At 63.6% G+C, this 25,821-nt stretch carries 24 protein-coding genes and 1 pseudogene; 12 read left to right on the top strand and 13 right to left on the bottom strand.

The window, feature by feature from the left end:
- Positions 1–305 precede the first annotated feature (305 nt).
- The 4 genes from K3U93_RS16590 to K3U93_RS16575 form a co-directional block, all read right to left on the bottom strand.
- Entirely contained in the window at positions 306–854 is a 549-nt protein-coding gene (locus K3U93_RS16590; protein WP_083012229.1) for a Chromate resistance protein ChrB, read from the bottom strand.
- A 117-nt stretch (positions 855–971) separates the two neighbouring features.
- The gene (locus tag K3U93_RS16585; RefSeq protein ID WP_083012231.1) at positions 972–1,751 is read right to left on the bottom strand and encodes an enoyl-CoA hydratase; all 780 of its coding nucleotides are present in this window, start codon (positions 1,749–1,751) and stop codon (positions 972–974) included.
- A 137-nt stretch (positions 1,752–1,888) separates the two neighbouring features.
- The gene (locus K3U93_RS16580; RefSeq protein ID WP_083012257.1) at positions 1,889–3,325 is read right to left on the bottom strand and encodes an FAD-dependent oxidoreductase; all 1,437 of its coding nucleotides are present in this window, start codon (positions 3,323–3,325) and stop codon (positions 1,889–1,891) included.
- A gap of 145 nt (positions 3,326–3,470) precedes the next feature.
- Positions 3,471–3,854 (bottom strand): Rv2640c family ArsR-like transcriptional regulator, encoded by a 384-nt coding sequence (locus tag K3U93_RS16575; RefSeq protein WP_071513391.1) that lies wholly within the window; start codon positions 3,852–3,854, stop codon positions 3,471–3,473.
- A gap of 102 nt (positions 3,855–3,956) precedes the next feature.
- Between K3U93_RS16575 and K3U93_RS16570 the strand changes: the two genes are divergently transcribed.
- From K3U93_RS16570 to K3U93_RS16555, 3 genes and pseudogenes are all read left to right on the top strand, one after another.
- The gene (locus tag K3U93_RS16570; protein WP_083012234.1) at positions 3,957–4,367 is read left to right on the top strand and encodes an ArsI/CadI family heavy metal resistance metalloenzyme; all 411 of its coding nucleotides are present in this window, start codon (positions 3,957–3,959) and stop codon (positions 4,365–4,367) included.
- A gap of 81 nt (positions 4,368–4,448) precedes the next feature.
- A pseudogene (arsB, locus tag K3U93_RS16565) lies at positions 4,449–5,923 on the top strand (ACR3 family arsenite efflux transporter).
- A 330-nt stretch (positions 5,924–6,253) separates the two neighbouring features.
- Positions 6,254–7,699, top strand: a complete 1,446-nt coding sequence (locus K3U93_RS16555; protein ID WP_083012238.1) for a cytochrome P450 — start codon at positions 6,254–6,256, stop codon at positions 7,697–7,699.
- A gap of 117 nt (positions 7,700–7,816) precedes the next feature.
- Here K3U93_RS16555 and K3U93_RS16550 read toward each other — a convergent pair whose 3' ends face one another.
- The 8 genes from K3U93_RS16550 to K3U93_RS16515 all read right to left on the bottom strand — a co-directional run bounded on the left by K3U93_RS16550 (position 7,817) and on the right by K3U93_RS16515 (position 15,238).
- Entirely contained in the window at positions 7,817–8,827 is a 1,011-nt protein-coding gene (locus K3U93_RS16550; RefSeq protein WP_176220066.1) for a rhomboid-like protein, read from the bottom strand.
- Between the two features lie 118 nt (positions 8,828–8,945).
- Positions 8,946–10,106, bottom strand: coding sequence for a CaiB/BaiF CoA transferase family protein (locus K3U93_RS16545; RefSeq protein WP_083012241.1), 1,161 nt, complete (start codon positions 10,104–10,106; stop codon positions 8,946–8,948).
- Positions 10,107–10,247: 141 nt separating this feature from the next.
- Positions 10,248–11,606, bottom strand: coding sequence for a PPE family protein (locus tag K3U93_RS16540; protein WP_176220068.1), 1,359 nt, complete (start codon positions 11,604–11,606; stop codon positions 10,248–10,250).
- 2 nt (positions 11,607–11,608) lie between these two features.
- Positions 11,609–12,985 carry a PPE family protein gene (locus K3U93_RS16535; RefSeq protein WP_083012246.1) on the bottom strand — a complete coding sequence of 459 codons (1,377 nt, stop codon included), beginning with the start codon at positions 12,983–12,985 and terminating at the stop codon, positions 11,609–11,611.
- Between the two features lie 266 nt (positions 12,986–13,251).
- Complete coding sequence (locus K3U93_RS16530; protein WP_071509402.1) at positions 13,252–13,536, bottom strand: WXG100 family type VII secretion target; 285 nt, start codon at positions 13,534–13,536, stop codon at positions 13,252–13,254.
- A gap of 51 nt (positions 13,537–13,587) precedes the next feature.
- On the bottom strand, positions 13,588–13,884 hold the full coding sequence (locus tag K3U93_RS16525; protein ID WP_066914021.1) for a WXG100 family type VII secretion target: 297 nt from the start codon (positions 13,882–13,884) through the stop codon (positions 13,588–13,590).
- 64 nt (positions 13,885–13,948) lie between these two features.
- Positions 13,949–14,254 (bottom strand): PE family protein, encoded by a 306-nt coding sequence (locus K3U93_RS16520; RefSeq protein ID WP_083010487.1) that lies wholly within the window; start codon positions 14,252–14,254, stop codon positions 13,949–13,951.
- An 825-nt stretch (positions 14,255–15,079) separates the two neighbouring features.
- Positions 15,080–15,238, bottom strand: a complete 159-nt coding sequence (locus K3U93_RS16515; protein ID WP_176219954.1) for a hypothetical protein — start codon at positions 15,236–15,238, stop codon at positions 15,080–15,082.
- Between the two features lie 24 nt (positions 15,239–15,262).
- Here K3U93_RS16515 and K3U93_RS16510 point away from each other — a divergent pair, with 24 nt between their 5' ends.
- The 7 genes from K3U93_RS16510 to K3U93_RS16480 all read left to right on the top strand — a co-directional run bounded on the left by K3U93_RS16510 (position 15,263) and on the right by K3U93_RS16480 (position 22,902).
- Positions 15,263–16,693, top strand: coding sequence for an ammonium transporter family protein (locus K3U93_RS16510; protein ID WP_083010488.1), 1,431 nt, complete (start codon positions 15,263–15,265; stop codon positions 16,691–16,693).
- A 347-nt stretch (positions 16,694–17,040) separates the two neighbouring features.
- Complete coding sequence (locus K3U93_RS16505; protein ID WP_083010489.1) at positions 17,041–17,493, top strand: MaoC/PaaZ C-terminal domain-containing protein; 453 nt, start codon at positions 17,041–17,043, stop codon at positions 17,491–17,493.
- Positions 17,494–17,519: 26 nt separating this feature from the next.
- Complete coding sequence (locus K3U93_RS16500) at positions 17,520–17,939, top strand: hypothetical protein (RefSeq protein ID WP_139796928.1); 420 nt, start codon at positions 17,520–17,522, stop codon at positions 17,937–17,939.
- Entirely contained in the window at positions 17,936–18,637 is a 702-nt protein-coding gene (locus K3U93_RS16495) for an SDR family oxidoreductase (RefSeq protein WP_083010491.1), read from the top strand. Before K3U93_RS16500 ends, K3U93_RS16495 begins: the two co-directional genes overlap by 4 nt.
- A 25-nt stretch (positions 18,638–18,662) precedes the next feature.
- The gene (locus tag K3U93_RS16490) at positions 18,663–19,814 is read left to right on the top strand and encodes an acyl-CoA dehydrogenase family protein (RefSeq protein WP_083010492.1); all 1,152 of its coding nucleotides are present in this window, start codon (positions 18,663–18,665) and stop codon (positions 19,812–19,814) included.
- The gene (locus K3U93_RS16485; protein ID WP_230981691.1) at positions 19,814–20,839 is read left to right on the top strand and encodes an acyl-CoA dehydrogenase family protein; all 1,026 of its coding nucleotides are present in this window, start codon (positions 19,814–19,816) and stop codon (positions 20,837–20,839) included. The genes K3U93_RS16490 and K3U93_RS16485 overlap by 1 nt, the downstream gene beginning before the upstream one ends.
- 62 nt (positions 20,840–20,901) lie before the next feature.
- Entirely contained in the window at positions 20,902–22,902 is a 2,001-nt protein-coding gene (locus K3U93_RS16480; RefSeq protein ID WP_176219955.1) for a flavin-containing monooxygenase, read from the top strand.
- Positions 22,903–23,060: 158 nt separating this feature from the next.
- Here the strand turns inward: K3U93_RS16480 and K3U93_RS16475 are convergent, their stop codons facing one another.
- Positions 23,061–23,624 carry a flavin reductase family protein gene (locus K3U93_RS16475; protein WP_230981345.1) on the bottom strand — a complete coding sequence of 188 codons (564 nt, stop codon included), beginning with the start codon at positions 23,622–23,624 and terminating at the stop codon, positions 23,061–23,063.
- A 576-nt stretch (positions 23,625–24,200) separates the two neighbouring features.
- Between K3U93_RS16475 and K3U93_RS16470 the strand changes: the two genes are divergently transcribed.
- Entirely contained in the window at positions 24,201–25,373 is a 1,173-nt protein-coding gene (locus tag K3U93_RS16470; protein WP_083010596.1) for an LLM class flavin-dependent oxidoreductase, read from the top strand.
- A 49-nt stretch (positions 25,374–25,422) separates the two neighbouring features.
- Entirely contained in the window at positions 25,423–25,818 is a 396-nt protein-coding gene (locus K3U93_RS16465; RefSeq protein ID WP_083010493.1) for a RidA family protein, read from the top strand.
- The last annotated feature ends 3 nt before the right edge of the window (positions 25,819–25,821 follow it).

Here is a 25,821-nt window from a genome sequence, read left to right as displayed (position 1 = left end):
GCTTGAGATGTGTTGTCTAGCCATGGTGGCCACCCTGTCGACCGCTCGGCCGCGTTCGGTGACCATAGGACTCTGGAAGATGTCGCAAGGCTGAACCGCGGCCGTAGCTCATCACCTCGACACCCACCGGCACGCCCTTCCGCTATTGCTGATGCGGCCGCGGCTTCCCGCGCGCCCGGCGAGCATAACCGCGGTTAGGAATTGAATCAAACGCTGTCGGCAATCACCCGAAAATGGCGGATGCATTTTTCGGCGGCGGCCTTGATAGCTCATGGATGCGACGTCATGGGTGGGTGCCCAGGTCGCTATGGACGATCCTCGGCCAGATACACATGGTTGGCGAACGTGTCGAGCGCTCCGTGGCATTCGTCAAGGGCGGCCGCGGCATCGCCGCGTTGTGACGCGCCGAGCGTATCGCGTGCTGTGACTTTGTCGAACCAGCCCTTGAGCTTGCTCAGGTCCTCGTCGTTTTCCTCTAGCTCGGCGTAGGTGAAATGTCTTGCGGCCGTTTCATTTTCGATCTCCTTGAGGAAGTCGTGGCACTTGTCGATGATTTCGGTGTACTCCTCGTCGCGGGCGCCGTTATACATGTCGACAAGATCGCTCGCACCGACAAGGGCATCGGCGCGCATTACCTGCGCGGTGCCGCCGAGTTCGAGGATCTCGCGGCGCAACGAGCGCATAGCCCTTTCGGCGGCGGCGGAGTCCGGCAGCGCGGCGACCGAGTTCTGCAAGTAGACGGCCCCTAGCGCTTTGATCCTGCGCCAGACGGTGGCACGCAGCCGGGTGGGCTCGCGAGGGATCCGGTATGCCAGCAGCAACCATTTAATGTCATAGGCCCTCGGCGATCCCACTCCCTCATCATCACATGGCCTGGACCTTTGATGTATTGCAGTCCCTGGTGGCCAGGGCCGTCGACGACGAGGCGATGCGGGTAGCCGAAGCCGCTGTGGCGCAGGCTATTCAAGCCCTCAGGAGTGCTGCCTGCGTTGTGCCGCGGCCAATTTGGCTGCAAATTCTGGTGATTGGATGGAGTACACCTGCGGCCCCAGCTCCGTGCGCATGGCGAAGGCGTGTTGCTCGCTGTCCAGCGATCCCGGGCTGGCGGTGGCGCGCATGGTGGCTTTGGTCGCCAGCACCACCTCGCGGGGAGCGGCCCCGGGACCCGCGGCGAGCTCGAGGGCCGCCACGACGGGGTCGTCGGCGACGCTGAGCGCCAACCCGTGTCGCACGGCGGATTCGGCGTCGAAGCGCATGCCGAACAACAAAGCCGCACGCGCCACCTGCGGCCCCACCGCACGCTGCAGCATCCACGTCGCACCCCCGCCGGGATGTAGCCCCAACTTTTGGAAGCGGGCGTCGAACAATGCGGCCGGTCCGGCGATGCGCACGTCGGCGGCCAACGCCAGGTTCAGGCCCGCGCCGACGGCCGCGCCATTGACGGCGGCGATCGTGGGCAACCGGCAATTGCTCACGGCCATGAAGCCGTCGTAGATCCGTTGCAGTCTCGACTCCGCCTCTCCGCCTCCCGCGGCGCTCAGGGCGCTGAGGTCGGCGCCGGCGCAAAACGCCTTGCCCGCGCCCGTGACGACGACGGCGTGCACAGCAGGGTCGGCTTCGGCCCGCTCCACGGCGTCCCGTAGCCGCGCCGACATTTCGTCGGTGAGGGCGTTGCGCCGATCGGGGGCGTTGACGGTGATGACCGCGACATGGTTGTCGATCCTGAACAGGACCGGATCGGATTGGGCCACCGGGCACCTCCCGCGTTGTCAGGTTTGCTGTCGGCTCCGGACGAGACCCAGGTAAGGCTACTTGACGGGCTCGTTGGTGCGGCGCCGGCCGGTGGCGGCGCGCAATTCTTTGACTGTGAATTTCGACGATGCCCGCGTCAAAAGTTCAGGCCCGAGAACATGATCCGGCCGGGATCGTACTTCTGCCGTACGGCGGTCAGCCGAGATAGGTTCGCGCCGAAGTACCGCGAAGCCGGTTGGTTCGCCTCGATATAGTTCACGTAGCCGCCGACCGAATACGGTTGCACCGCTTGGTGTGCCGTGTTGAGCCAGCTGGTCGCTGCCGCCGGGGAACCCGATGTTTCGACGTACCACTGCACCAGCGCGGACTGCCGACGCCACGGAAAGGCCGTGGCCCCCGGTGCCACGGTGGCGAGGGCGCCGTCGAGGGCGTGCATGATCGCCAACATGCGGCCCGCGCCGCGGGGAAAGGCGTTGACGGCCGAGGCGATTCCCTGGGCGACGGCCGCGTTGACGGTGGGGAAGACATCGGATCCGCCGACATATCCGAGCGGCGACGGATTGAGGTTGTTGACGGCCAGATATCTCACCAGGTCCAGGTAGTTGAACGTGTGGTTCTCGGTGCCGGTCGGTTGCATTCCCACGGCCGAGATGATGGCGGCCGCCACGCTGTTACCCGACCCGGCCGGGCAGGTCGCCATGATCCGGCAGTGCGTGCCCATCGCGTCGGTGGTGCTGTCTGCCAGCGCCCAGCTGTTTCGGTCGGCGGTGCGCAGCCAATTCTGCCAACCGACCAGGACCTGCGCGAACGACTGCGCTGGGAAATTGAGGTCCACGACGTCGACGTCCTTGGTCGGGAACGTGGCAAAGGTCAGCGAGGTTGTCACCCCGAAGTTGCCGCCACCGCCGCCGCGGAGCGCCCAGAACAGGTCGGGATTGTTGGCGGCGGACGCGGTGACGGCCTGGCCGCTGGGCAGCACCACCGACGCCGAGGTCAATTGGTCGCAGAGCAGCCCGGCGTGCCGGGACTGGGCGCCCAGCCCCCCGCCGAGGGCGTGCCCCGCGGCGCCGACCGACGGGCAGGTACCCGTCGGGATGCCCCGGCCGGCCGCGGCCAGTGCCTGGTGAATCGCATACAAGCCGGTGGCGGGCGTCACCGTGACCTGCCCGCTGGCGGCGTCGTAATTGATGCCCCCGGGCAGCTGACGCAGGTCGAGCACCATGGTTCCGTTTGCCGTGGATGCGCCTATATAGGAGTGTCCACCACTGCGCGGAGCCACCTTGAGGTGGTGGGCGGCGGCGAATGCCATCGCCTTTTGCACGTCCGCCGCCGACGTCGGCGTGACGATCACCGCCGGCGTCGAGCCGTTGTAGTTGGTGTTGAAAACCTGTTTGGCCGCGCCGAATTGCCCGTTATCCGGGAGTATCACTTGCCCGCTGATAGCGGTGGAAAGACCGCCCCAGCCGGAGGTATTCGGGTCGGCGCTGGCTCGGCCCGACCCGAAAACCGTCCCAGCAGCCAACGCTCCGATGGCACCGTGCAAAAACGCCTGCCGCGAGATCTCACGCGCCAACGTCGGGCTTCCGCGGTCCGTCATGCCCGCATTGTCGGCCACGCGGCATCAAAAACTGCCCCGCTGCGTGACGTGTCGCAGGACTATTAGCCTATGAGCGGCAATGGCCCGTTGTCGCCATGCCCGACAACACCGCCGATTCGGCTCAAGGATCGCCAGGTAAGGGTGCCGACGTACAGCAGCCAGGGTCAAGCGCGGCGCACAACGCTTGCAACGCATCCGGGCGGACCCGATGGAACACGTTCATCCCGCGCCGATCCGAGATCACCAGGCCGGCCTTGCGCAGCTGACTCAAATGGTGACTGACTGTCGACTCACTTAAGTCCAGCACCGCGGCGAGTTTCCCGGAGATCTCCTCACCCGCAGTGGAACTGAACAGATACGACACGATCTTGACACGCACCGGATCGGCCAACGCCCTCAGGCGCAACGCGATCTGCAACGCGTCCTCATCACTCATCGGACCTGACGCCACCGGCGCGCAACAGACCGGCGCGGTGGTGTCGATCACCGGCAACGCTTTGGGCATGACACCACCATGCCACAGCTTTGACATATATCGAAAAGACGGGCATGCTGAGGCTCATCCGATAGTTCGATATATGTCTCACAGGTTGGGAGGCCGGTTTCCGTGTCGCGTGTGCAGCTCGCCCTGAATGTCGACGACCTCGATGCCGCAATCTTGTTCTATTCCAGGCTGTTTAATGCCGAACCCGCCAAGGTCAAGCCCGGCTACGCCAACTTCGCGATCGCCGATCCGCCGTTGAAGCTGGTCCTGCTGGAAAACGGCGGACAGGGCGGCACCCTCAACCACCTGGGCGTGGAGGTCGACTCCAGCGACGCCGTGCACGCCGAAATCGACCGGCTGACCCGTGCTGAGATATTCACCGACGAGGAGATCGGCACCACGTGCTGTTTTGCCACCCAGGACAAAGCCTGGGTGACCGGACCCGGCGGCCAGCGCTGGGAGATCTATACCGTGCTGACCGACTCCGACACCTTTGGCGCCGGCACCGACCAGAGCGCATCGTCGTGCTGCTGACACCCCGCCGTCGATGACCACGGTCCACACCGCACGGCCATGACCGACACCACTTCCAGTTCCAGGCCTCAAACCTGTTCTATGGCGCGGCTTTCCGCTCTCGATCGATTGCTGCCGGTCTGGATTGGGGCTGCCATGGTCGCCGGCGTACTGCTCGGCCGGCTCGTCACCGGCCTGGGCGCGGCCCTCGGCGCAGTTCAGGTCGACGGGATCTCGCTGCCGATCGCGCTGGGGTTGTTGATCATGATGTATCCGGCGTTGGCCAAGGTCCGCTATGACCGGCTCCACACCGTTACCGGCGACCGCGCGCTGATGGCGTCCTCGCTACTGCTCAATTGGGTGCTGGGTCCTGCGGTCATGTTCGCCCTGGCCTGGGTGCTGCTCCCGGATCTGCCTGAGTATCGCTCCGGCCTGATCATCGTTGGACTGGCCCGCTGTATCGCGATGGTCGTCATCTGGAACGACCTGGCCGGCGGGGACCGCGAAGCCGCCGCAGTTCTGGTCGCCCTGAACTCGATCTTCCAAGTCGCCATGTTCGCCGTCCTGGGCTGGTTCTATCTCGCGGTGTTGCCCGGCTGGCTGGGGCTGCCCCGAGCCAACATCAGCGTTTCCGCGTGGCCGATTGCCAAATCGGTGCTCATCTTCCTGGGCATCCCGTTGGTGGCCGCGTATTTCTCGCGGCGGCGGGCCGAAAAAACGAAGGGCCGCACCTGGTTTGAGACCCGCTACCTGCCCAAGGTCGGGCCGTGGGCGCTCTACGGGCTGCTGTTCACCGTCGTGATGCTGTTCGCCCTCCAGGGAGACCAGATCACCACCAGGCCGTGGGACGTCGCCCGCATTGCGCTACCGCTGCTGGCCTACTTCGCGATCATGTGGAGTGGCGGCTACGTCCTGGGCCACACCCTGCGCCTGGGCTATCAACGCACCACCACACTGGCGTTTACGGCCGCCGGCAACAACTTTGAGCTCGCCATCGCCGTCGCGATCGCCACGTACGGCGTCACCTCCGGTCAAGCTTTAGCCGGCGTGGTCGGGCCGCTGATCGAAGTGCCGGTGCTGGTCGCCCTCGTCTACGTCGCCCTGGTCCTGCGGCGCCACTTCCCGCAACTCGAATCACCGTTCGAGGACTAACCATGACCGATTCCAAGGTCCCCAGCGTGCTGTTCGTCTGTGTGCACAACGCCGGCCGGTCGCAAATGGCGGCCGCGTTGTTGACCCATCTCGCCGGTGGTCGCATCGAAGTGCGTTCGGCCGGAACCGAACCCGCCGATCAGATCAACCCGGCCGCCATAGCAGCGATGAGTGAACTGGGCATCGACATCACCGCGGCGACTCCCAAAGTCCTCACCGGTCAAGCGGTACAGGCCAGCGACGTGGTGATCACCATGGGATGCGGAGACACCTGCCCTTATGTCCCGGGAGTCTCGTACCGTGACTGGAGACTCGCCGACCCCGCCGGGCAACCCCTCAACGTCGTACGCCGAATTCGCGACGAGATCGCTGAGCGGGTCCGTGCCCTGGTCGACGAACTGCTACCTGCCACCCACATCGCATAGACGCCGGTGCCGTTTCGTTTCCACTCTTTGAATTCAACTTTGGCGTGAACAAGGTTGTGCGTACGCAGTGAGTGAAATGCCTCCGCGAGAACCCGTGCGGCACAACGGGCATTTAATGCCGCGTCGAGTCCGGATTGCCAGGACCCTGCCCGAAAACGCGGCACGTAGCGATCTAGGTTAGCCTAACCTAATGAATGGGCTCCTTGGCATAGCGCCCGCCTGCCGATCGGTGCTGCCCGTGGCCGTCTGCTACACGACGGTTCGAGCTGTCGGGTGAAGGCCCAACCACCAGTTCTCACCGAACAGTAGGACCGCACAGAAAGGTTCACCATGGGCCACCGCCGTGATGGCGCGAACCGCCCGCCGCGAATCCGCGCGTTGCGATCGATGGATAATCTCCGCAGGATTTTTCGAGGTTGGCTGCACTTGTTCCAGGAACTTCATCGGTTCGGGGACGCGGTCGAGTGGTCGATAGGCCCTATGCGCGAAACATTATTCTTCCATCCGGACGATGTTGGGGAAGTTCTCGCTGCCGCCGGCGCGAACGGCCCGCTCGGCAGAACTTTTCTAGGCAAATTCCAAGAATATGCCAGCGTGGTCGGAAACAACGGTTTGGTCATGAGTGAAGGGCATGTCTGGAGAAGGCAGCGGCGAATTTTGCAGCCAGGAATGCATAAACAGAAAATTGCCGAATATGCGAACACCATGGTCGACTTTGCCGAGCAGATGTGTGATCGCTGGGATGATGGCGCAGCTCTTAGAATGCAGGGCGAGATGGAAAGACTTACCCGACGCATCATGACGCGAACCTTGTTCGGGGCGGATCTGACTCAGGCGGAAAGTGACGAAATCAAACGCGTCATGGACAGGCAGCTGTTGCTTAACAACATAGAGTTCATCTTGGGGAACTGGCTGCATCCACGGATTCCGACGCCGTTGCGCGCAGCGCTGCGATCAGCGTCCGATCACTTGAGAATGCTCCTCCAGAACGTCGTGGAGCGGCGTCTGAAAGAGGCCGATGAGGCCAAGCTAAAGCGGGACACGGATCTGCTCGACATGTTATTAGAGGCTCGAGACGAAAAAGATCGGCCATTGCCAGATTTTCAAGTGCACGATGAACTGCATAACCTGTTCCTAGGCGGGTATGAAACCTCATCGAACGCGCTAGCATTTACCGGAGTTCTACTGGCCAGAAATCCGGATTTGCAAAATCGTATGCGCACTGAAATCGAACAGGCGGCCGGCGCGGGCAGGCTGGCGTTCGAACACGTCAGAAGCTTGCCTCTTGTTGAAGCCGTGGTCAAAGAAACGCTGCGCCTATACCCGCCCATCTTCGCACTGCCGGGACATCTCGTGAAGACCAGGATCACGATGTGCGGATACGACTTCCAACCCGGAGAACGAATTGTTGTGTGCCCCTACGTAACACAGCGAGATCCCCGTTGGTTTGCAGATCCCGGTGAATTCCGCCCCGATCGGTGGCTCGACGGTTCCACCAACGATCTTCATCGGTACGCCTGGTTTCCGTTCGGCGGCGGTCCCAGACTGTGCTATGGGCACCAATTCGCAATGGTAGAAATGATTCTCACTTTGGCCGTGGTGGTGCGCCGATTCTCTTTGGCCTTACCCGCAGGAGCGTCCAACGAGATCAAGACGAAGCTGAGCGGGACTTTCATGCTGAGAGCGAAGAATGACACTGTGACCGTCACTAGGTTTCGCATTCGCGGCGGCTCGGGTTCTCGGATCACCCGTTCGCACGGCGAACCTTCGTTGTGACCACCTCCGGATGCCGGTCGCCGCGGATGAAGGAGTCGAGCGTGGCCCGAGGGAACCAGTAATCGCAGAGTCTGAAAGCGTTGCGCTCGAACGCTTCTGCATTCAGCCCGACTAACGTCATGACCGCCGAAGGGCGCGACGGTGAGGCGTCAAAGGAACGAATGGCCTGAGTTTGCCGAAGTGAGGCTGGGTCCGGTGCGCAACGGACTGCAGCCCGATCGTTTGCACAATCGCGTCTTCACACACCCACACCGGGAGGGTGAAGAAGGTGATCGCGGCCAACAGCGACGAGACGGAGCCGATCAGGCGGCCGGTGACAGCGACGCGACCGGCAGAAAACATCGTGCGGCTGTTGTGAACCGTTTGGCGCGTTGACATTTTCCCATTCGGAGGATGTTTCGATTCCGTTTGCTCGGCGCCGTTACCGCGGTGCGACCACAAAATCTGGCGAGCGAGGAGCGCGATCAGCGCACCGGCCAGCCCTGCGACCGGTGCCGCCGCGAATGGGCCGGCCAGCAAGAAGTATGCGAAGACGGCCCCGCCGGAAAGCAGAACCACGCGTACGGGCTTCCAGTCGGCCACCGAAGGCAGTCTGGAAGACAATCCGATGCCCATCAGCAGCGCGAAAACGTGTCCGACGGCAGCGAAATTCGTTCCCAGGGCGGCTACTGCTGCGATGCCGAGCCACCAGCCGGGCCAGATCGGGCGCCAGTGCCGGGGAATCGAGGCTGTCAACGCGCCGAGGACACACATCGCGCCGTAACTGATCCCCACGTCGCTGGCGCACGCAACCGACATCGGCAGCCACCTGGTCTGTACCGCGGCGATCAGACCGACCGCCACGAGCAACGTGGCGCCGATGTGACCGACTGCGAATGTGAGAAGCAAACCCGAACTGCGCCAGGTCAATTCGGCCAAAGCCAGCAAGCAAACCAATCCTGGCAGCCAGGCGAGGATGTCAGCGCCATCACTGACAAACGCGCTACCTACCAGCGTGCCAACGTGGCCACGCGCCAGGTTGTCCAAATTGGTGCTCATGCGGCTCACGACACCGCGGTGCGCGTCCGGACCGAGCGCCGTCAAGGTGGCCGAGACCGTGAGCAACATGACGGCGTAGGCCGCAGTCACCCGTAGCGACGCGGCACCACAACACGCTCGCGCGGTCACGACCCTCCACAGGTCGCTGTCGTCACCAACTGCCGTGAACACTGTGGCCGGCTACCCCCTCGCGTCGGCGGCGACCACCTCAGGCTCGACCGTTCGCGGCGACGCGCTCGGCGCTGCGGGGGCAGCGCGCACAGCCCGCCCAATTGGCCGCAAGATCGTCGAAGTCGAGCAACGCGGTCGGGGGAGAGGCAGGTGGACGGGGCGGCGTCCTGCTCAGCCTTGGGGCGGGCGCACAGTGCAGCACCCCGTCGACTTTCTCGTAGAGTCCGCGCTCGCTATTGTGCGGCGCCACGGCGGCTTCGTCGGAATTCAGCACGGGCGTGACACAGGCGTCGGTGCCCGAATATATTGCGGCCCAATCGTTGCGGGAGCGCTGCTTGAGGGCGTCGGCGATCCGTTCGCGCAGGTGCGGCCACTGCCTCCGGTCGTATTGTCCGGGCCAGGCGGTAGTGTCGACGCCCAGCCGGGCGATGAAGGCGCAGTAGAACTCTGGCTTGAGCGCGCCCACCGCCAGGTAGCGACCGTCGGCGCACTGGTAAGTGCCATAAAAGGGAACTCCCTCGTCCAAGAAATCGGCGCCCGATTCCTCGGAGTACAACCCGGCCGCGCATAGACCGTGCAACTTCGCGCTCATCAGGGCAACAGCGTCCACCGTGGCCGCGTCCACGACCTGCCCTTGCCCCGACGACCTCGCTTCCAGTAGCGCGCAAACGATTCCGTATGCCGCGATCGTGCCGCATCCGCCATAGCCGGCCAGCAGGCTGACCGGTGGTGGCGCTTCGCCACCGCGGGCCATACCGCGTAGTGCGCCGGACTGCGCGAGGTAATTGATGTCGTGGCCGGCGTCTTTGGCCAAAGGTCCGTGCTGGCCGTAACCGGTCAACCGCGCATACACCAGGCGTGGATTGAGCTCCAGCAAGACATCGGGTCCCAGCCCGAGCCGTTCAGCGGTCCCGGGACGATAACCCTCGATGAACACGTCGCCCACCGAGACCAGGTTGAGCACGCAGGCAGAGCCCCCGGGACCTTTGAGATCCAGGGCGACCGTGTCGACGTGTCGATTGAAAGGATCGGCAGGCTCGCACCCCGCGGCGGTCTGAGGTCGGGCGCGTCCCTGTCGACGCGGCGGCACGACGCGCACCACATGCGCACCCATGTCAGCCAACAGCATCGATACAAAAGGAACGGGCCCCATGCCGGCCAGGACGAGCACACGCACACCGTGCAGCGGTCCGGTCATCGTTGACTGACTCCTCAGGATCGAAAGCGCTTGGCATTCACTGTGTTTGTGGGATCACCTCGGCAGCGTCACCGCCGCGCGTGGGCGTAGACAACGCCCCCACGCGCGTGAGTGCTTAGAAACTCCTCGACGTCGATGGGTTCATGGGTGGTTCATGGCTTCCTTGATCAATTGGGCTGCGGAGCGTTTGAGCACGTCGCGTTCCTTGGCGACCGCGGCGATCGCCTTGCGTAGCTCCTCACGCTCGCTCGAGGGCGACCCGTCTGAGGCCAGGACGTCGAAGTTGGCCCATCGGTGCTGCGTGTCGTTCTGGTCGTCAGCCGCCCGCGCGGCGCCTTTGGCGCGGGCACGAAGTCGCGACTGGGAGTTGCCGTTGCGTGGCGCGTTGACCACGCTGCCGATCGGACCCATTGCAGGCACGCCGCCGTGCAGGCCGCTTACGCCGGCTGTCGCCAGCGGTAGCCCATCCGGGCCCGCCAACGGCAATGATGTTGACGCAAGCCGGATCTGCGGTGCCGCAGTACCCCACGATTGCGGCACCGAGAGCCCACCGACTGATGCCGCTCGGCCCAGCTCGCCGGACGCGTCGGCCCCGCTCACACCGACCAAACTCGCTCCGGCTGAGGCCGTCGGGGCCGAGGCCAACGCCGCTGCGGGCGCCTCGGCTGCCGCCGTAGCCCCCGCCTGCAACGCCGTGACACCCGGAATCATAGACGTGGTGATCATCGGGATTGTGTCGAAAATGATACCAATCCCGTTGAACGTCAACCCATCCGACAATGTCGAGTAAGGAGCCAAAGCCCCGTACGAGGTTAAGCTCTCGTATCCAGTGACCCACGGGCTGTTCAGAACGTTCACCAGCCACGACAGTGGTCCGTTACCTGATCCCGCATTCGACAGCAGCTGTGATAGACCAGTTCCGGCCGCAGAAGTGGTCTGGGCGGCCGCGGTGGCCTGGGTGGTCGACGCGGACGAGTTGGTGCTTTCCGGTGCCTCGCTGAACGCAGTCAACTGGGTCGCGGTGGTGGAGGCCCCGGCGTAGCCGAACATCGCGGCGGCGTCTTGGGCCCACATCTCGGCGTACTGTGCCTCGGTCGCAGCGATCGCCGGCGTGTTCTGGCCCAGAACGTTGGTGGCGACCAACGCCGCCAACAATGACCGGTTGGCCGCGATCAGCGGGGGTGGGACGGTGGCAGTGAAAGCCGCCTCGTAAGCCGCCGCGGCCGAACGGGCCTGGTTGGCGGTCTGCTCGGCCTGCGCGGCGGTGCTGCTCATCCACGCCACGTACGGAGCGGCCGCGGCGGCCATCGAGGTCGACGACGGTCCCAACCACGGCCCACCGATGAGCTCGGACACCACCGACTGATACGAGCTGGCCGCTGAACTCAATTCGGCTGCCACACCGTCCCAGGCGGCTGCGGCCGCCATCAAGGGGCCTGACCCTGCTCCGGTATACATCCGGCCGGAATTGATCTCCGGCGGCAACGCCGCAAAATCTATACTCATGGCTGCATTGCCTCCTTGATCAACCGGGCCGTCGCGTCGCGTTCCATCATCAATTCGGCCAGTTCGTCGCGTAGTTGGTCGAGCTCTTCACGTTCACGTTGGCTGGGAGCGGTAGTGATGTCGGCAGCCGGCCGATATGGGGGCACCGTACGCTCGGGCATGCCGGAGTCCCCGGGCATCTGCGCGACCACTTTCTGCGGGGTTTTGTATCGGGGGCTTTCGATCGTTCGTGGGGCGTTGACCACGCTGCCCACCGGCGGCAAGCCGCCGAACCAGCCGCCCGGTCCCGCTGCTCCGGCTTGCGGCGCTGCGTCCAGACCGGTCATCGGCAAAGCTTTAGTGACAAGCCGGATCTCGGGGGCAGCGCTACCCCAAGCTTGCGGTACTGAGAGCCCACCGACCGACGCCGCCCGGCCCAGCCCCGCCGACATATCGGCGGCGCCCATGCCCGTGGCACCCATTGCCGTTCCGGAGGAATTCGCCAAGACCGACGCGCCCGCGGCCACGTCTGCCGCCGGCGTCACAGCAGAGACCAGCCCGCCGCCGGCTCCCAAATTCGGCAGTGCCAGCGCCATCAGTGGAGCCAACATAAACACCGGACCGCAAGCGAGAAATGTGTAGCCACTCATGAAGGTGTTGTCGTAACCGAAAGAATCGAGGAACGGGATGAGAGCGGCCCCCAACGGTGAACCGTTGAAGTCGTTGACCAAATTAGCTAAGGCCTGCAACGGGTTCACACCGCCCGCGCCGGCCAATATCTGCAGCAGCTGGGGGACGCCGGAAAGTAGCGACTGGGCACTGGTTGCGGTCGCTGGACTGGCCGCGGCCTGGATGGCCGATGCGGCCGGGTTGGTGGTCTGCGGCGCCGCGCTAAACGATGCCAACTGGGTTGCGGTCGCTGAGTTGGCGGCATAGGCGTACATCGCCTCAGTGTCTTGGGTCCACATCTCGGCGTACTGCGATTCGATCGCGGCGATGGCCGGACCATTCTGTCCGAGGATGTTGGTGGCGACCAACGCCGACAACACCGCCCGATTCTCGGCGATGAGCGGCGGTGGCACGGTAGCGATGAAAGCCGCCTCGTAAGCCGCCGCGGCCGAGCGGGCCTGGTTGGCGGTCTGCTCGGCCTGCGCGGCGGTGCTGCTCATCCACGCCACGTACGGAGCGGCCGCGGCGGCCATCGACGTCGACGATGGACCCGCCCAGGGCCCACCCGTGAGCCCCGACACCACGGCGCGGTAGGAACTGGCCGCTGAACTCAATTCCGCTGCCACGCCGTCCCACGCTGCTGCGGCAGCCACCAGCGGCTCCGCTCCCTCGCCCGCATACATCCGGGCGGAGTTGATCTCCGGCGGCAAAGCCGCAAAATCCATCACTGGCATGTCCAATCAGGTAGGCCGCGGCTGCGAGCCGCGACCGCGGATTCCACTGTGGGGTCGCCCATCACGACGATGTCCCGCTGCTGTGCAGAGGTGTCCCCCGATGTGTTTGCTTTCGCCATTTCGGTTTCCCCTTCTGACGGTGGCTGACGAATAGCCGTCATGAGTTCAGCAGCCGCCGAGCCCAAGACTGGGTCGTTGCGACCGCAACGTGCGCGGTGCGCGGCGAGCCCGACCGCGCCGCCGCTGACCGATCTTTTTTAGGCCCAGCTGGAGCCGACGGCGCTGTCGGTGCTGGCCATGTTGCTGCCGGCGGTCTGCACCTTTTGCCCGTGGGCGTTGGCCTGCTCGTAGATCACCTGAAAGTTGCGGCCCAACTGGGTGATGAACTCCTGGCAGGCCACCGACCCGGAGCCACCCCAAAAGTCCCCAGCGGCCAGCACATCACGAACGATGGCCTGGTGCTCGGCCTCCAACGAAGCCGCCTGGGCACGAATGGTGGCGCCATGGGCGTCCACATCGCCGAACTGGTAATTGATGGTCATGTTTATGTCCTCCTGAGTTGAAAGTGTTGGACAGCAGCCGGTTTTCGGCCGCTAGCTGCCGAGGATTTGCTGGGAGGCCTGCTCTTGCTGCTCGTAGTTGTTGGCGTCGCGGATCAACCCGTCGCGCACCCCGTGCAGCATGTTCACGATGTTGCGAAACGCCTGATTCATCTGACCCATGGTGTCGTACGAAGTCGCCTGGGCCTGCCCGCTCCAACCCGCGCCAGCGATGTTCATCGAGGACGCCCACATCTTGCGAGCCTCGTCCTCCACCGTCTGCGCATGCACCTCAAAACGACCCGCCATCGCCCGCATCTCGTGCGGATCGGTCATAAAACGTGTTGCCATGTCTTTACTACCTTTCTTGAACAGTGCTGTTTGATGACGATAATTCAAAGATTGATGCCCGCAATTATTGGACAGCTGATACGTTTGCTGCTTCTGTCGTGGCGTAGGACCCCGCACTGGCGGCCAGTGCATTGACGAATCTGTTGTGAATGGCCGTTGCTTGGGCGCTTACCGCTTGATACATCTGGGCGTGCGCCGTGAACTGCGCGGCTGTGAAGGCGGATATCTCGTCGGCTGCCGCTGGTAGAACGCTGGTGGTCGGCGCGCTGGCCGCCGCGTTCTGCGATTCCACGGAAGATCCGACCGTGTTCAGTGCATCCGCTGCAGCGGATATGGCTTCGGGATGAGTATTGACAAAGAAGGCCGACATTTTCAGTTCTCCCTTTCATAACAATTTGCCGGATTTATGCTTTATACGTACAGTTCCTGGGACTATAACGAGATAAGCATTGTACTGTTCGCTGCGGAATGCCGAGGGCGGAATTCCCGAGACTGGACCAGCGGGCCTCCCGCTCGGGCCCGCGGTACACCGCCGGATCACGTCGAAAGTTCTTGGCGGCAACGCATGTCGTGGCGTCGCTGTCGCGCCTGCCATGCGCGGTATTCGAGGTCTTGATCCACACGGTTGGTCAGCACTGGGGCGTTGATGCGGCTCTCGATGCCCCCGCAAATCCACTAAGGGACTCGAGGACCCTGCATCACCGTCACGGTCGGCAACCGGTATCATGCGCAGCACCATACAGCCGACCGGTCGGTATGTCTAGAGCACATGCGAAACCGTATCCCTACGATAAACGGCTCTGACTAGGTCTAACAAAAGCGTAACCAGAGCGTTACAGGGCAACTGGTCGGTAGATATAACGGATTCGGACGCTTGGGCCGACGGCTTCGACAGTCGATCAACACGCGGGGCTCTCGAAGACGCCGCCTTGACGCGGCGACTCGCATAACCCTTGATGCAGCGCGCTTTTCACCCTCTCACCACGGCATTCGGTGCTGTGTAAGAAGTCGTCACCCGATCGCAGCTGGCCAAAATCTTGACAAGTGAGAATCATCACGATTAGATACCGACTAGTCGGTCTCTGCGTCGTGACCGGCCCAAGATATCGTTGGTAATCGTTTTCCGGGTCGGATCACACGGTTACCGTGACCTGCGGAGAAATAATGGGCCTGCTGGGGATCCTCAAGCGGATCATCACGCGTCCAGCGCTTCCATCGATGGAAGAATTGGCTGATCGCTCAGCAGTTCCGACTGACCCGTCGCGACCACTTGTTGGAGGCCTACCCCCAACCGGGCCGCCGCGAGATTCTCGTCAGCAACGTCGAACGACTTCTTGGCCCCGCTCTGTGTCATAACGGCGCATACAGGAGGTTTGAGATGGAAACTTTCGCCAATCAGGTATCTACGGACGTGTACTTACGCGACGTGCTGTACGCGTTTTGTACCAGTGCCGTGTTGATGGGCATCGTTGCACTGACGTTGATCGACCTTGGCCTCGCACGCCAGCGCAACGCCGTGGACGTGGTGACGCAGAAGATCGTGGCGTCCATCGTGTCCGCCGCGGGCTTTGCCATCGTGGGCTTTGGCGTATGGAATTCGCAGTATTACCACGCATTCGGGATCAAAGACGCGTTCTGGCAATCGATTTCCGATTGGTGGATAGGTGGTTACGCCTTCAGCCATCCCGCCCAGTACCTCGACCCGGCGAGGATCGCGGACGCGGACGTATTCCAAGTCTTCGCCATCTTCTTCCTGGCTTTTGCCGCCTTTCTGGGCGCCGCGGTTCACACGATTGGCGTCGAGCGCATGCGGGCGTCGGCCGTATATGTCACCGCCTTCCTGGCCGGCGCGGTCCTGCTGCCGGTCAACGCCTTTCTTGTGTGGGGCTCTGTCTCGCCGTTGACCAACCGCGGGGTGCACGATTTCATCGGTGGACTGACGATGTATGTGCCGCTGGGCGTAATGTCCATCATCCTGTCGTGGCGGCTTCGGCCTAGGCTGAGCATCTTCAAGCCGGACCCGCGCATCAGTGCGCCCGCGCCCACGAGCCTGCCCATGGTCGGGTTGGGCGTGCTGCTCGCCATGGTCGTGGTGCCCTTCTTCGCGCTGGGTTCCGGATTTATCGTGTCTGGCCAGGGATACTTCGGCATCTCGATGACGACCAGCGGTTTCGGCCTGGTGATCGCGAACATCTTTATGGCATTCCTTGGCGGCGGGCTGTCGGGAGCGCTGTTGTCCTATCGTCTCCGCAACCCTTTTTGGGCGATCGCCGGACCGTTTACGGGCTATGTCTCTTCGGCCACGGTCGCCGACACCATTTATCCGTGGGTGATGTTTGTTGTGGCCCTCGGGGCACCGATTGTCGCCTGGGCGATTTACAAGCTGCTTGTGCGAATCGAAGTTGACGACTCGAAGCTCGCATCGCTCGTCTTTGGCCCCGCGCTGTGGGGCGTGGTGGTCGGCGGCTTCACCGAATGGGGGGTCCCCTCGGGTGGCTACTTCGGCATCACCTCTGGTCCCTACGCCTTCCAGCACGCGCACGTCACGCCGCTGTGGCAGCTGATCGGCATTGCCGTGGTAGTCACCGTCACCGCGACCGCAACCCTGAGCCTATGTTTCGTCCTAAACCGCACTATGGGCCTGCGAGTGACCGACGAGGAAGAGATCGAGGGTTTCGACAGTCTGTACTGGGTCCCCGCTGCCCATGAAGCCGCGAACGATCACAGCATCCAAACATCGGCCGCCACCGACGGATTCGACGCGTCCGCGACGTCGAAGGCGACGAGCACGACGTCATCACTCAGTTGACACTATTCGGAAAGCGACAGTGGACGGTGGCGTGTTCGTTGCGGGGCGGGACGCGCCACCTCCCTAAGCCGATAAAGACGTTGCCACACAACACATCCGAGGACCTTTGCTGCAGGCAAGCGCGACGGCCTGCGCACAATCCGAGTCGGCATGGCTGACAAAATCTTCTCGTGGGGCTGAAACACGTTTAGGTAATCACCTTCCGAAGCGTTCGAGGCGCCGTGCAGTCCGCGAACGAGGCGTGGGACGCGGCGTCATCATTGACAGACCGACCGGTTGGTATGATACGTTGGAGCGCAGGCAACGCGCGGCTGATCTGCTCCGATACGTCTTCCGAAAGGCTTGCTGTGGATGGACTGTGGTTCGATCAAGCCGAGGTCGGCATGCGCTTCGAAACACCTCGGCGCACGGTGACCGAGGCGGACGTCGTGAATTTCGCCGGGGTCTCCGGCGATTTCCACGAGCTGCATACCGACGCAGAAGCCATGCGAGACAGCCAATTCGGGCAGCGGATCGCTCACGGCGCTTTGGTGCTGTCGATGGTGACAGGTCTTCGCGCGCGCTTAGGCATCTTCGATGCCTCGCTGTTGGCCTTCGCCGAGATCCGCCGGTGGCGCTTCCTTCGTCCAGTGCTGATCGGAGATACCATTCGCGCGACGAACGAAATCGTCCAACTCACACCCACTTCCAAGCCCGACCGCGGAGTCATGGTCCAGCGCGTCGAGGTGTTCAACCAACACGACGTCGTCGTTCAGGAAGGCGAGATGGTTGCCCTGCTTAGGCGACGGGCTGCGGCATGAGAGTGCGGATTGGCGATTCCGCTCTGGTGTCCGCGCTGATCGGCCTGGGCCTGGTCGGCGACGGAACACAAAGCGGACTGCTCTTTGCGCCGCGAACCGGGTTGTCGGAATGGTCGCAAGCCGAAGACGAGCTCGCCGAGGCCTTCGCTCTCGCGCGCGCCACCGCGATCGACGGCGCGCCGGTTGTTTTCCTCGTCCAGTCGACGGCCATACTGGGGCGAACCAGCCCGCTCGACGCGGCCGTGGCCACCGGTCTCCTCGGCGGCACCCGCGCCCTCGCCGTTGAACTCAGAAAAACATGCGGCTATGCCACGGTGCTTGCGGTCGGCGAAAACGTCCAGTCGCATACCGTCGCGGTTGCGGTGGAGTTGCTGCTCGCCACCCGCGGCGCCAACGGACAGGTATACCCCCTGGGCACAGAGCATTTGGGAGCGGCGTTGCCATGACGACCGCGCTAGTGACGGGCGCTGCCCGCGGAATCGGGCAAGCGATCTCGCGGCGGCTCTTCGAGGAGGGATACCGCCTCATCATGGCGGATCTCAGTCCGGCCATCCACGACAGTGCCAACGCCCTAGGCGCCGTGGCGGTGCAGGCAGACGTCTCCGAGGCCTCCGGACGGGACGCCATCGGCTCGGCGGTCCGGTCGACCGGCGAACCGCTTCACCTGTTGGTCAACAACGCCGGCATCACCCGTGACGCGCTGATTGTGGATATGACCGAAAAGATGTTCCGACAAGTGACTCGGATCAACCTGGGCGCCTGCTTTGAACTGACTTCCGCTCTGGCTCACGGCATGGCAGACGGGGGAGCGATCGTCAACATCAGTTCCCGCGCCAGTCTGGGCAACGTCGGACAGTTCAATTACGCCGTGTCCAAGGCGGGCGTAGTCGGTCTGACCCGATCGCTTGCCCTGGCTTACGCGCCGCGCTTGCGCGTTAACGCGGTCGCGCCGGGCTTTGTCGCCACTGACATGACAGACGCGGTGCCGGAGCGGGTGCGGGAACGCCTGATCGCCCGAATTCCGTTGCAGCGCCCCGGCTATCCCGATGACATTGCCGAGGCGGTGGTCTGGCTGGGTTCCCCACGGGCGGGTTATGTCACCGGCCAGGTGCTGTACAGCTGCGGTGGACGCAGCCACGGCTGACAGGCTCGACTGAAAGAACTACGCGATGAACAACTTTCGGCTGGTTCCACCGGTGACCGACGATTCCCATGCGATGGACGAGCTGCGCGCCGAGGTGCGCGCATTCCTTGCCGACCAACGCGCGGCCGGCAAGATTGGCACCCAGATCGATTCCTGGCTGACCGGCTGGGACGAGGCTTTCAGCCGAGCGCTTGCCGCTCGCGGTTGGCTCGGCATGACAGTGCCGGCGGAATACGGCGGACACTCCCGCAGCTTTCAGGAACGGTTTGTCATCACCGAGGAACTGCTCGCCGCCGGAGCGCCGGTGGCCGCACACTGGATTGCCGATCGACAGATCGTTCCATCAATCCTGAAATACGGCACCGAGCACCAAAAGCAGACCTACCTACCGGCGATCGCCCGCGGTGAGTGCTTCTTTGCGATCGGCATGAGCGAGCCCGATTCCGGATCCGATCTGGCCAGCGTCCGCACGAAGGCCACACGCGTGGACGGAGGTTGGTCGCTGACCGGTTCCAAGGTGTGGACCTCCGGCGCGCATCGGGCGCACGTGTTCATCTGTCTGGCCCGCACCGCGCCATTCGACCTCGACCGGCGCCATGACGGTCTCAGCCAGTTCATCGTCGACCTGCGCTCTCCTGCAGTGACCATCCGCCCGATCATCTCGATGAACGGCCAGCATCACTTCAACGAAGTGATCCTCGAGGACACCTTCGTCCCCGATCAGATGGTCTTCGGCACCCTCGGCAATGGCTGGCAGCAGGTCACCTCGGAGCTCAGCTTTGAACGCAGCGGGCCGGAGCGATTCTTATCGACCTTCGCGTTGCTTGGTGAAATGGCCGATCGCATGCGCGAGGGCACCGCGCCGCGCCACACGGACCTGGGCCGCTATTTCGCCCGCATCGCGGGTTTGCACCAAATGTCCAGCGCCGTCGCCGGCGCGTTGGAACGACGGGAGCCGGCCGACACCGCCGCGGCCGTGGTGAAGGTTCTGGGCACCACCACAGAAGGTGACATCACCGACTTCGCCGACCTGCTCACCGGTGACGTCACGCCGATGAGTTCCGACTACCGGTCCATGCTCGACACCGCGGTTACCCAACGCCCGGGCTTCACCCTGCGCGGCGGCACCAACGAAGTTCTACGAGGCGTAATCGCGCGAGAGTTGGGGCTGTGCTGATGAACATGGCCGCCGTCGACAAAGACCTCGCCGAGATGATGAACGGGGTTTTTGCCAACTACCGCAACCAAACTCAACACAACAGCGGAATCGCCGTCTGGGACAACGACCTCTGGGCTCAGCTCGAGGAACTGGGCCTTACCCGGCTCACCGGCGGTGAGCATGCCGGAGGCAGCGGCGCCGGATGGCTCGAAGCCGCCGAACTGTTGCGCGCCGCGGTGTGGCACGGTGTGCGCGTCCCCCTAGCCGAACACGATCTGCTGGCCGGATGGCTGCTTGAGGCCGCCGGCCTGCCGGCCGACGGCGCCCGCCGCTCCGTGTGCACACTCGACCAGGCTGGCGTGGCGCACAGCGTTCCGTGGGCCGCCCAAGCCGACAAGGTCGTCACCGTATGGCGCGCTGGGGACACCTACCTGGTCGCCGATCTTCCCGTGTCAGCTCTGCGGATTCATGGCGGCGTCAATATCGCTGACGAGCCCCGCGACGCCGTCACCGCCGACCTCGCGGCCTTATCGGGTACCCCGGTGCCCGACGCCGTGGTCGACCAGTTGTGGCTGCGCGGCGCGCTTGCCCGCGGCCTGCAAGTATGCGCTGCGCTCGACCGCATACTGGACTTGTCGTTGCGGCACAGTGCCGAACGCGTCCAGTTCGGGCGCCCCTTGGCGAAATTTCAGGCGGTGCAACACCTTATCGCCGATATCGCTGCGGAGGCCTCCCTGGCCGGCGCGGCGACCGAAGGTGCCCTGGCCGAGGCGGTCCGCACCGACTGGTCCGGTCAACACCTCCATCTGCGGGTCGCGGTGGCGCGTTCCTGCGCGGGCCACGCCGCCTCCGTGGCGGTGCGCAATGCCCACCAAGTGCACGGCGCGATCGGCACCACTCGCGAACACCGCCTCGCCGGGTTCACCACGGCCGCCCTGGCCTGGCGCTCGGAGTTCGGTTCTGTCCACCACTGGGACGACCAACTCACAGCCGCCGCCCTGACCGCAGGCCGAGACAACCTGTGGTCCCTGATCACCGCCTAGCCACAAACCCCGTCCGGTCGATCCGAGGCTGGGCGGCCTTCAATTCGGTCAAAGGAGTCCCGATGAATCAGCCCCACAATGCATGGCGCCCGGTGAGTTTGACCGCCAGTGATGAAGAGTTGCGGGCCGCGCTCGATGCGGCCAACATCCCAACCTTGCTATGCGTGGTTGCCCAGCTCACCGGGGCCCAATCGTGGCTGGAGGAACCCTTCCGCCTGAGCCGCACTGTGGCACTTAATGACAACGACACCGGCGGCCTGCCCGAGGATCGACAGGCGCAGATTCGGGCGGCGGCTTTCGCTGTGCTGCGGGATATCCGCGATGGCCGGCGAAGCGTGGCGCCTCCGCCAACAGACGAACGCTTGATCGAGATGCTCAGTCGCTCGCTGGGCGAGACGGTGCCCCCGGAGTACGGAAGCCTGATGGCCGAGGAAGGCGGTTTCCGCGACCGCGAAGCGGTGGCATGGCATGGCCCGCGACCGGCCCGAGCCGGTCAGATGCATGTACTCGTCATCGGGGCGGGCCCGTCCGGGATTGCGGCCGCTGTGTCCCTTCAGCGCTTGGGAATTCCGTTTACCGTTGTCGAGCGCAACGAATCCGTTGGCGGTGTCTGGCGCGAGAACACCTATCCCGGCGCCGGGGTCGACACACCGGCTCATCTATATTCGTTCTCCTTTGCACCGCAGCGGAGTTGGCCACGCTACTACGCTAAGCAGCCCGACGTGCTGGCCTACTTCGAGGAGCTTGCGCAACGATTCGACGTGCAACAGCACGTCCGGTTTGGCACCTGGGTTCGATCAGCACACTGGGATGACGATGCCCAAAAGTGGATCGTTACCGCCTCGGATTCCTCCGGGCGGCGGTGGACTGCCACCGCTGACGTGGTGATCAGCTGCGTCGGATCGCTCAACGAGCCGGCGATTCCCGACTTGCCCGGAATGGATGAGTTCGCCAAGCCGCTGTTTCATTCCGCCAGGTGGGATCACTCGGTGGAGCTCACCGACAAACGTGTCGCGGTGATCGGAACCGGCGCAACCGCAATGCAGATCGTGCCGGCCATCGCAGATCGAACCCACCAGACGCTGGTTTTTCAGCGCACGCCGCAGTGGGTGGTACCCAACGCCAACTACTTGCGGCCGGTGTCCGAGGGTGTGCGACTGCTCATGGAACAGGTTCCCTACTATGCGAGCTTCTATCGCCAGCGACTGATCTGGCAGTTCCAGGACAAGCTTCTGGCGACGTTGAAGCGCGATCCCGAATGGCCCCACCCCGACCGTGCGGTGAATGCGATCAACGACAGGCATCGCGACTTCATGACGAAGGCCATGGAGGACCAACTCGGCGATGACGTTGCTCAGCTCCGCGACGCGGTCGTGCCGAGCTATCCGCCGTACAGCAAACGAATTCTGATGGACAACGAATGGATACCCACCATCCGCCGTTCCGATGTCACCTTGGTGGCGCAACGGGTGGTTGGCTTTGACGCACAGCACGTGCTCACTGAGGACGGTGCGGCCTACCCGGTCGATGTGGTTATCCTCGCGACCGGCTTTCAGAGTCGCAAGATGCTATCGACCTTCGAAGTCGTGGGACGCGACGGCATCGTTTTGCGTGAGCAGTGGGGCGATGATGATGCCAGCGCTTACCTCGGAATCAGCATCCCGAATTTCCCGAACTTTTTCATGGTGGGCGGTCCGCAGACCACCCTTGCCCACGGTGGCAGTGCCCTGCTTCAGTCCGAGTGTGCCATTGCCTACATCATGGGCATCTTGATCCGCATGGCAGAAGGCGATTTGACGTCGGTCGAAGTTCGGCCGGATGTCGCCGCCGCGTATGACCATCGGGTCACCGCCGAGCATGACCAACTTGTGTGGACGCACCCGGGGACGAGTAACTGGTATCGAAATGCTCGGGGCCGCATCGTCAGTGCGCTCCCTTGGCGGCTCGTCGACTACCGGGCGATGACCGAGCTGCCGGATCTCGACGATTATCTGCTGCGCCGCAGTGCTTCCGGGGCTGTGCCGGTCGCGACGGAATTGTCTGCGACGAGCAGCCAGGGGTGATCGTCGAGAAACCGTCAGCGGGCATGCTCAGGTGGGGAAGAGCGGCATCGACGGCCTCGTGAAATGGCTTCGCCCTTGGAGTTACGGAAGCGATGAGTGTCATCACCTGATCTGACTTAGGAGACGGGACACCCCTTCTCGGAGGTAAATGACGTCGGCTAGGCCCCGGTGAGCGCGCCGCGCCGATCGGACGCGACGAGCGAGAAGGGTACGAAGCGACCATACGCGCCCTGGACGAAGAGCAGTGGCAGCGAGGGGCTTTCCACGTCGAGCTCGCGAACGCGGGCGATGACGACGTAGTGGTCTCCCGCCTCTTGAACGCTGTAAAGGTCGCAGTCGATCCACGCCACGACGCCGTCGAGAATCGGTGAACCCGACCCTGCCGGCCGCGTTTCCATGCCCGCGAACTTATCTTCGGCCTTGGCGGCAAATCTGCGGCAGAGGTGCGCCTGGCTTTCGCTGAGGACGTTGATGCAAAACCGTCCGACCCGTTCAATTTTCGGCCAACTCGTTGAGCTTTTGGCGGGGAAGAAAGCCACCAGTGGTGGGTCGAGCGACACGGAGGTAAAGGAGCCCACGACAAATCCAGTCCGTGAGCCGTCGGCTTGCGTCGCCGTCACCGCGCACACGCCGGTCGGGTATTGCCCAAGTACTTGGCGGAACCATGTGGAGTCGGTCGGGCGTCCCATCGACTTCCTCTTCTCGTATTCAACCCGGTACATACCGATAGGTCGGTACAGTACTAACCGAGCGCCGAGTCGGCAAGGTTCGTGTCGTTTGCTGGTGCTCGTGCGGGTTGTCGTCGCCATCCGCATGCGGTCAACGGCAGTACGAGGCTCACGGCGTCACCGCGGCGGACACACGATCGTGTGAAGCAGCCGAGTTCGATGACCGCGAGTCGGTCACGATGAGTGGGTCGCGAGTACTAGCCTCAAGACGGCTGAAGGCACCACAATGGTCACAACCCCACTAGAGTTGGCGGCAAGGTGCCTCTGAAGAGTCGACAAACTGTCTCGCGCGTCGGGCTAGCGCGCGATTCCGACCAGCGGGGTGGCCCACGGTCTTTGTGGGGGCCTTCATGGGCCGATTGTGGGACCCGTTGGGTGGCCGCAGCGCATGCGGACCGCGCCAACGGAACCCTAACTCTAACAGACCGATTGGTCGGAATAGTGCGGCCTACGACTTCTCCGTCTGGTCATCTACCACGCTATGTGTCATCGGATTGACAGCGGGCCCGTGTGGCGTGTTAAATACCGACCAGTCGGTGCAGTGGGCTGTGATGCGGATTCGGAGTGAACATGAAGGTCGATTTGCTATACGCATTGACGAATCGGTCAGGCGATTTGTCTTGGCACCAGGTCCTGGAGGCGACGCGGCGGCACACCATCCTGGCCGACGAGCTCGGTTATGACCGAATCTGGCTGGGTGAGCACCATTTCGATCGCGACGGTACGGACGTCAGCCCGAACCCGATCATGCTTGCCACGGACCTCGCCGCGCGGACACATCGCATCCGATTCGGCATGGCGGCGGTGTCGCTGACCCTATGGCATCCGCTGCGCGTCGCCGAAGATCTTGCACTCCTGGATCATTTCAGCGACGGGCGTCTGGACATTGCCTTCGGCCGGGGAATTCTGCCCATCGAGGTCATGAACCTCAACCCAGCGGCCAACCGCTGGGACGGTAGCGACAACAGCCGCGACATCTTCGACGAGAACCTTGAGATCGTGCGCAACGTCTGGACCAAGGACGCGTTCAGCTGGGCGGGACGGCGATACACCTTTCCGCAGCCGGGAACGAAATACATTCATTCGCCGGGTGCTCCCATGCCCAAGGGCTGGGTCGGCGAGAACAACGAACTCGTCGCGATGGGCATCATCCCGAAGCCCTATCAGCAGCCGATGCCGCAGCTGTTCGCCGTCACCGAGTCGCCTGAGGGTTTCCGGGGCGCAGCGCAGAAAGGCATCAAGCCGATCACCTGGTATCCCACCGGCCAGGTGCTGCGCAACCTGCTCGACCTCTACCGTGCGGAACGGGCCTCGGTCACCGGGGCGACACCGGCGCTGGGTGAAGACGTCGGGGTGCTACGAATGGGGTTCGTGGCGGACACCGACGAGCAGGCGCGCCGGGTGACTGAGGCAGCCGTCGTCGAGTTCTTCCAGTTCATCTGCCGCGTTCGGGGCATCCGGGTCTTCCTGGACGCCGACGAGGATCCCAACGACCCGCGGTATGCCCAAATGGACCCGTTCGATCTGCTGATGGAGCGCGACCACCTCATGATTGGTTCCCCGCGGACCGTCACCGAGCGCATGACCCGATTGACGAAATCGCACGGCATCCAGAACTGGTTGCTGCAGTTCGGCTTTCCGGGAGTGCCTCACGATCAAGTCGACGGCTCGATGAGGCTCTTCGCCGAGCACGTTATGCCCGAGCTACGCAAGCTCGACTCCATCGTCGTCTCCGCTGGCTGACACCACCATCGTCCAGCCAGCTGAAATCACCACCGCCGTTAGGAAACCCATGCCTGAATACCTCAACCCCGGCAACCTCGCCTACCCGAAATTCGGAATGAACCCAGGGGTGGCAACCAAAGACTATGTGTTCGCCGGCGGTATGGCGCTCGATCTCGAGACCCTCAAGCGCAAGCCCGAAGCGGACACCATCGCCGACGAGACCCGCATTGCCCTCGAGGAAATCAAGAGCATCCTCGCCGAAGCCGGCTGCACCCTCAAAGACGTCGTCAAGACGACTTGTTACCTGTCCGATGACTCCTACCGCAAGGAGTTCTGGACGGCTTACACGGAGGTGTTCGGCGAAGGTCCCTACCCCGCGCGCACCACGCTCGTTGTCGGGATCGCGGGCGACTGCCGCGTCGAAATCGATGCCGTGGCGATTCGTCCCCGCGCCCGGAAGTAGCGG

The sequence above is a fragment of the Mycobacterium malmoense genome, assembly GCF_019645855.1.
In the GTDB taxonomy this organism is placed as follows: domain Bacteria; phylum Actinomycetota; class Actinomycetes; order Mycobacteriales; family Mycobacteriaceae; genus Mycobacterium; species Mycobacterium malmoense.
The sequence above is the reverse complement of the archived record's forward strand: the minus strand, read 5'-3'. Positions and strand labels throughout refer to the sequence as shown.

Bases quoted from the DNA above. Each gene is read 5' to 3' on its own strand.
- K3U93_RS16575 (WP_071513391.1), bottom strand. From the start codon at position 3,854: ATGCCCAAAGCGTTGCCGGTGATCGACACCACCGCGCCGGTCTGTTGC.
- K3U93_RS16555 (WP_083012238.1), top strand. From the start codon at position 6,254: ATGGGCCACCGCCGTGATGGCGCGAACCGCCCGCCGCGAATCCGCGCG.
- K3U93_RS16545 (WP_083012241.1), bottom strand. From the start codon at position 10,106: ATGACCGGACCGCTGCACGGTGTGCGTGTGCTCGTCCTGGCCGGCATG.
- K3U93_RS16535 (WP_083012246.1), bottom strand. From the start codon at position 12,985: ATGGATTTTGCGGCTTTGCCGCCGGAGATCAACTCCGCCCGGATGTAT.
- K3U93_RS16530 (WP_071509402.1), bottom strand. From the start codon at position 13,536: ATGACCATCAATTACCAGTTCGGCGATGTGGACGCCCATGGCGCCACC.
- K3U93_RS16525 (WP_066914021.1), bottom strand. From the start codon at position 13,884: ATGGCAACACGTTTTATGACCGATCCGCACGAGATGCGGGCGATGGCG.
- K3U93_RS16520 (WP_083010487.1), bottom strand. From the start codon at position 14,254: ATGTCGGCCTTCTTTGTCAATACTCATCCCGAAGCCATATCCGCTGCA.
- K3U93_RS16515 (WP_176219954.1), bottom strand. From the start codon at position 15,238: ATGACACAGAGCGGGGCCAAGAAGTCGTTCGACGTTGCTGACGAGAAT.
- K3U93_RS16510 (WP_083010488.1), top strand. From the start codon at position 15,263: ATGGAAACTTTCGCCAATCAGGTATCTACGGACGTGTACTTACGCGAC.
- K3U93_RS16495 (WP_083010491.1), top strand. From the start codon at position 17,936: ATGACGACCGCGCTAGTGACGGGCGCTGCCCGCGGAATCGGGCAAGCG.
- K3U93_RS16490 (WP_083010492.1), top strand. From the start codon at position 18,663: ATGAACAACTTTCGGCTGGTTCCACCGGTGACCGACGATTCCCATGCG.
- K3U93_RS16485 (WP_230981691.1), top strand. From the start codon at position 19,814: ATGAACATGGCCGCCGTCGACAAAGACCTCGCCGAGATGATGAACGGG.
- K3U93_RS16480 (WP_176219955.1), top strand. From the start codon at position 20,902: ATGAATCAGCCCCACAATGCATGGCGCCCGGTGAGTTTGACCGCCAGT.
- K3U93_RS16475 (WP_230981345.1), bottom strand. From the start codon at position 23,624: ATGTACCGGGTTGAATACGAGAAGAGGAAGTCGATGGGACGCCCGACC.
- K3U93_RS16470 (WP_083010596.1), top strand. From the start codon at position 24,201: ATGAAGGTCGATTTGCTATACGCATTGACGAATCGGTCAGGCGATTTG.
- K3U93_RS16465 (WP_083010493.1), top strand. From the start codon at position 25,423: ATGCCTGAATACCTCAACCCCGGCAACCTCGCCTACCCGAAATTCGGA.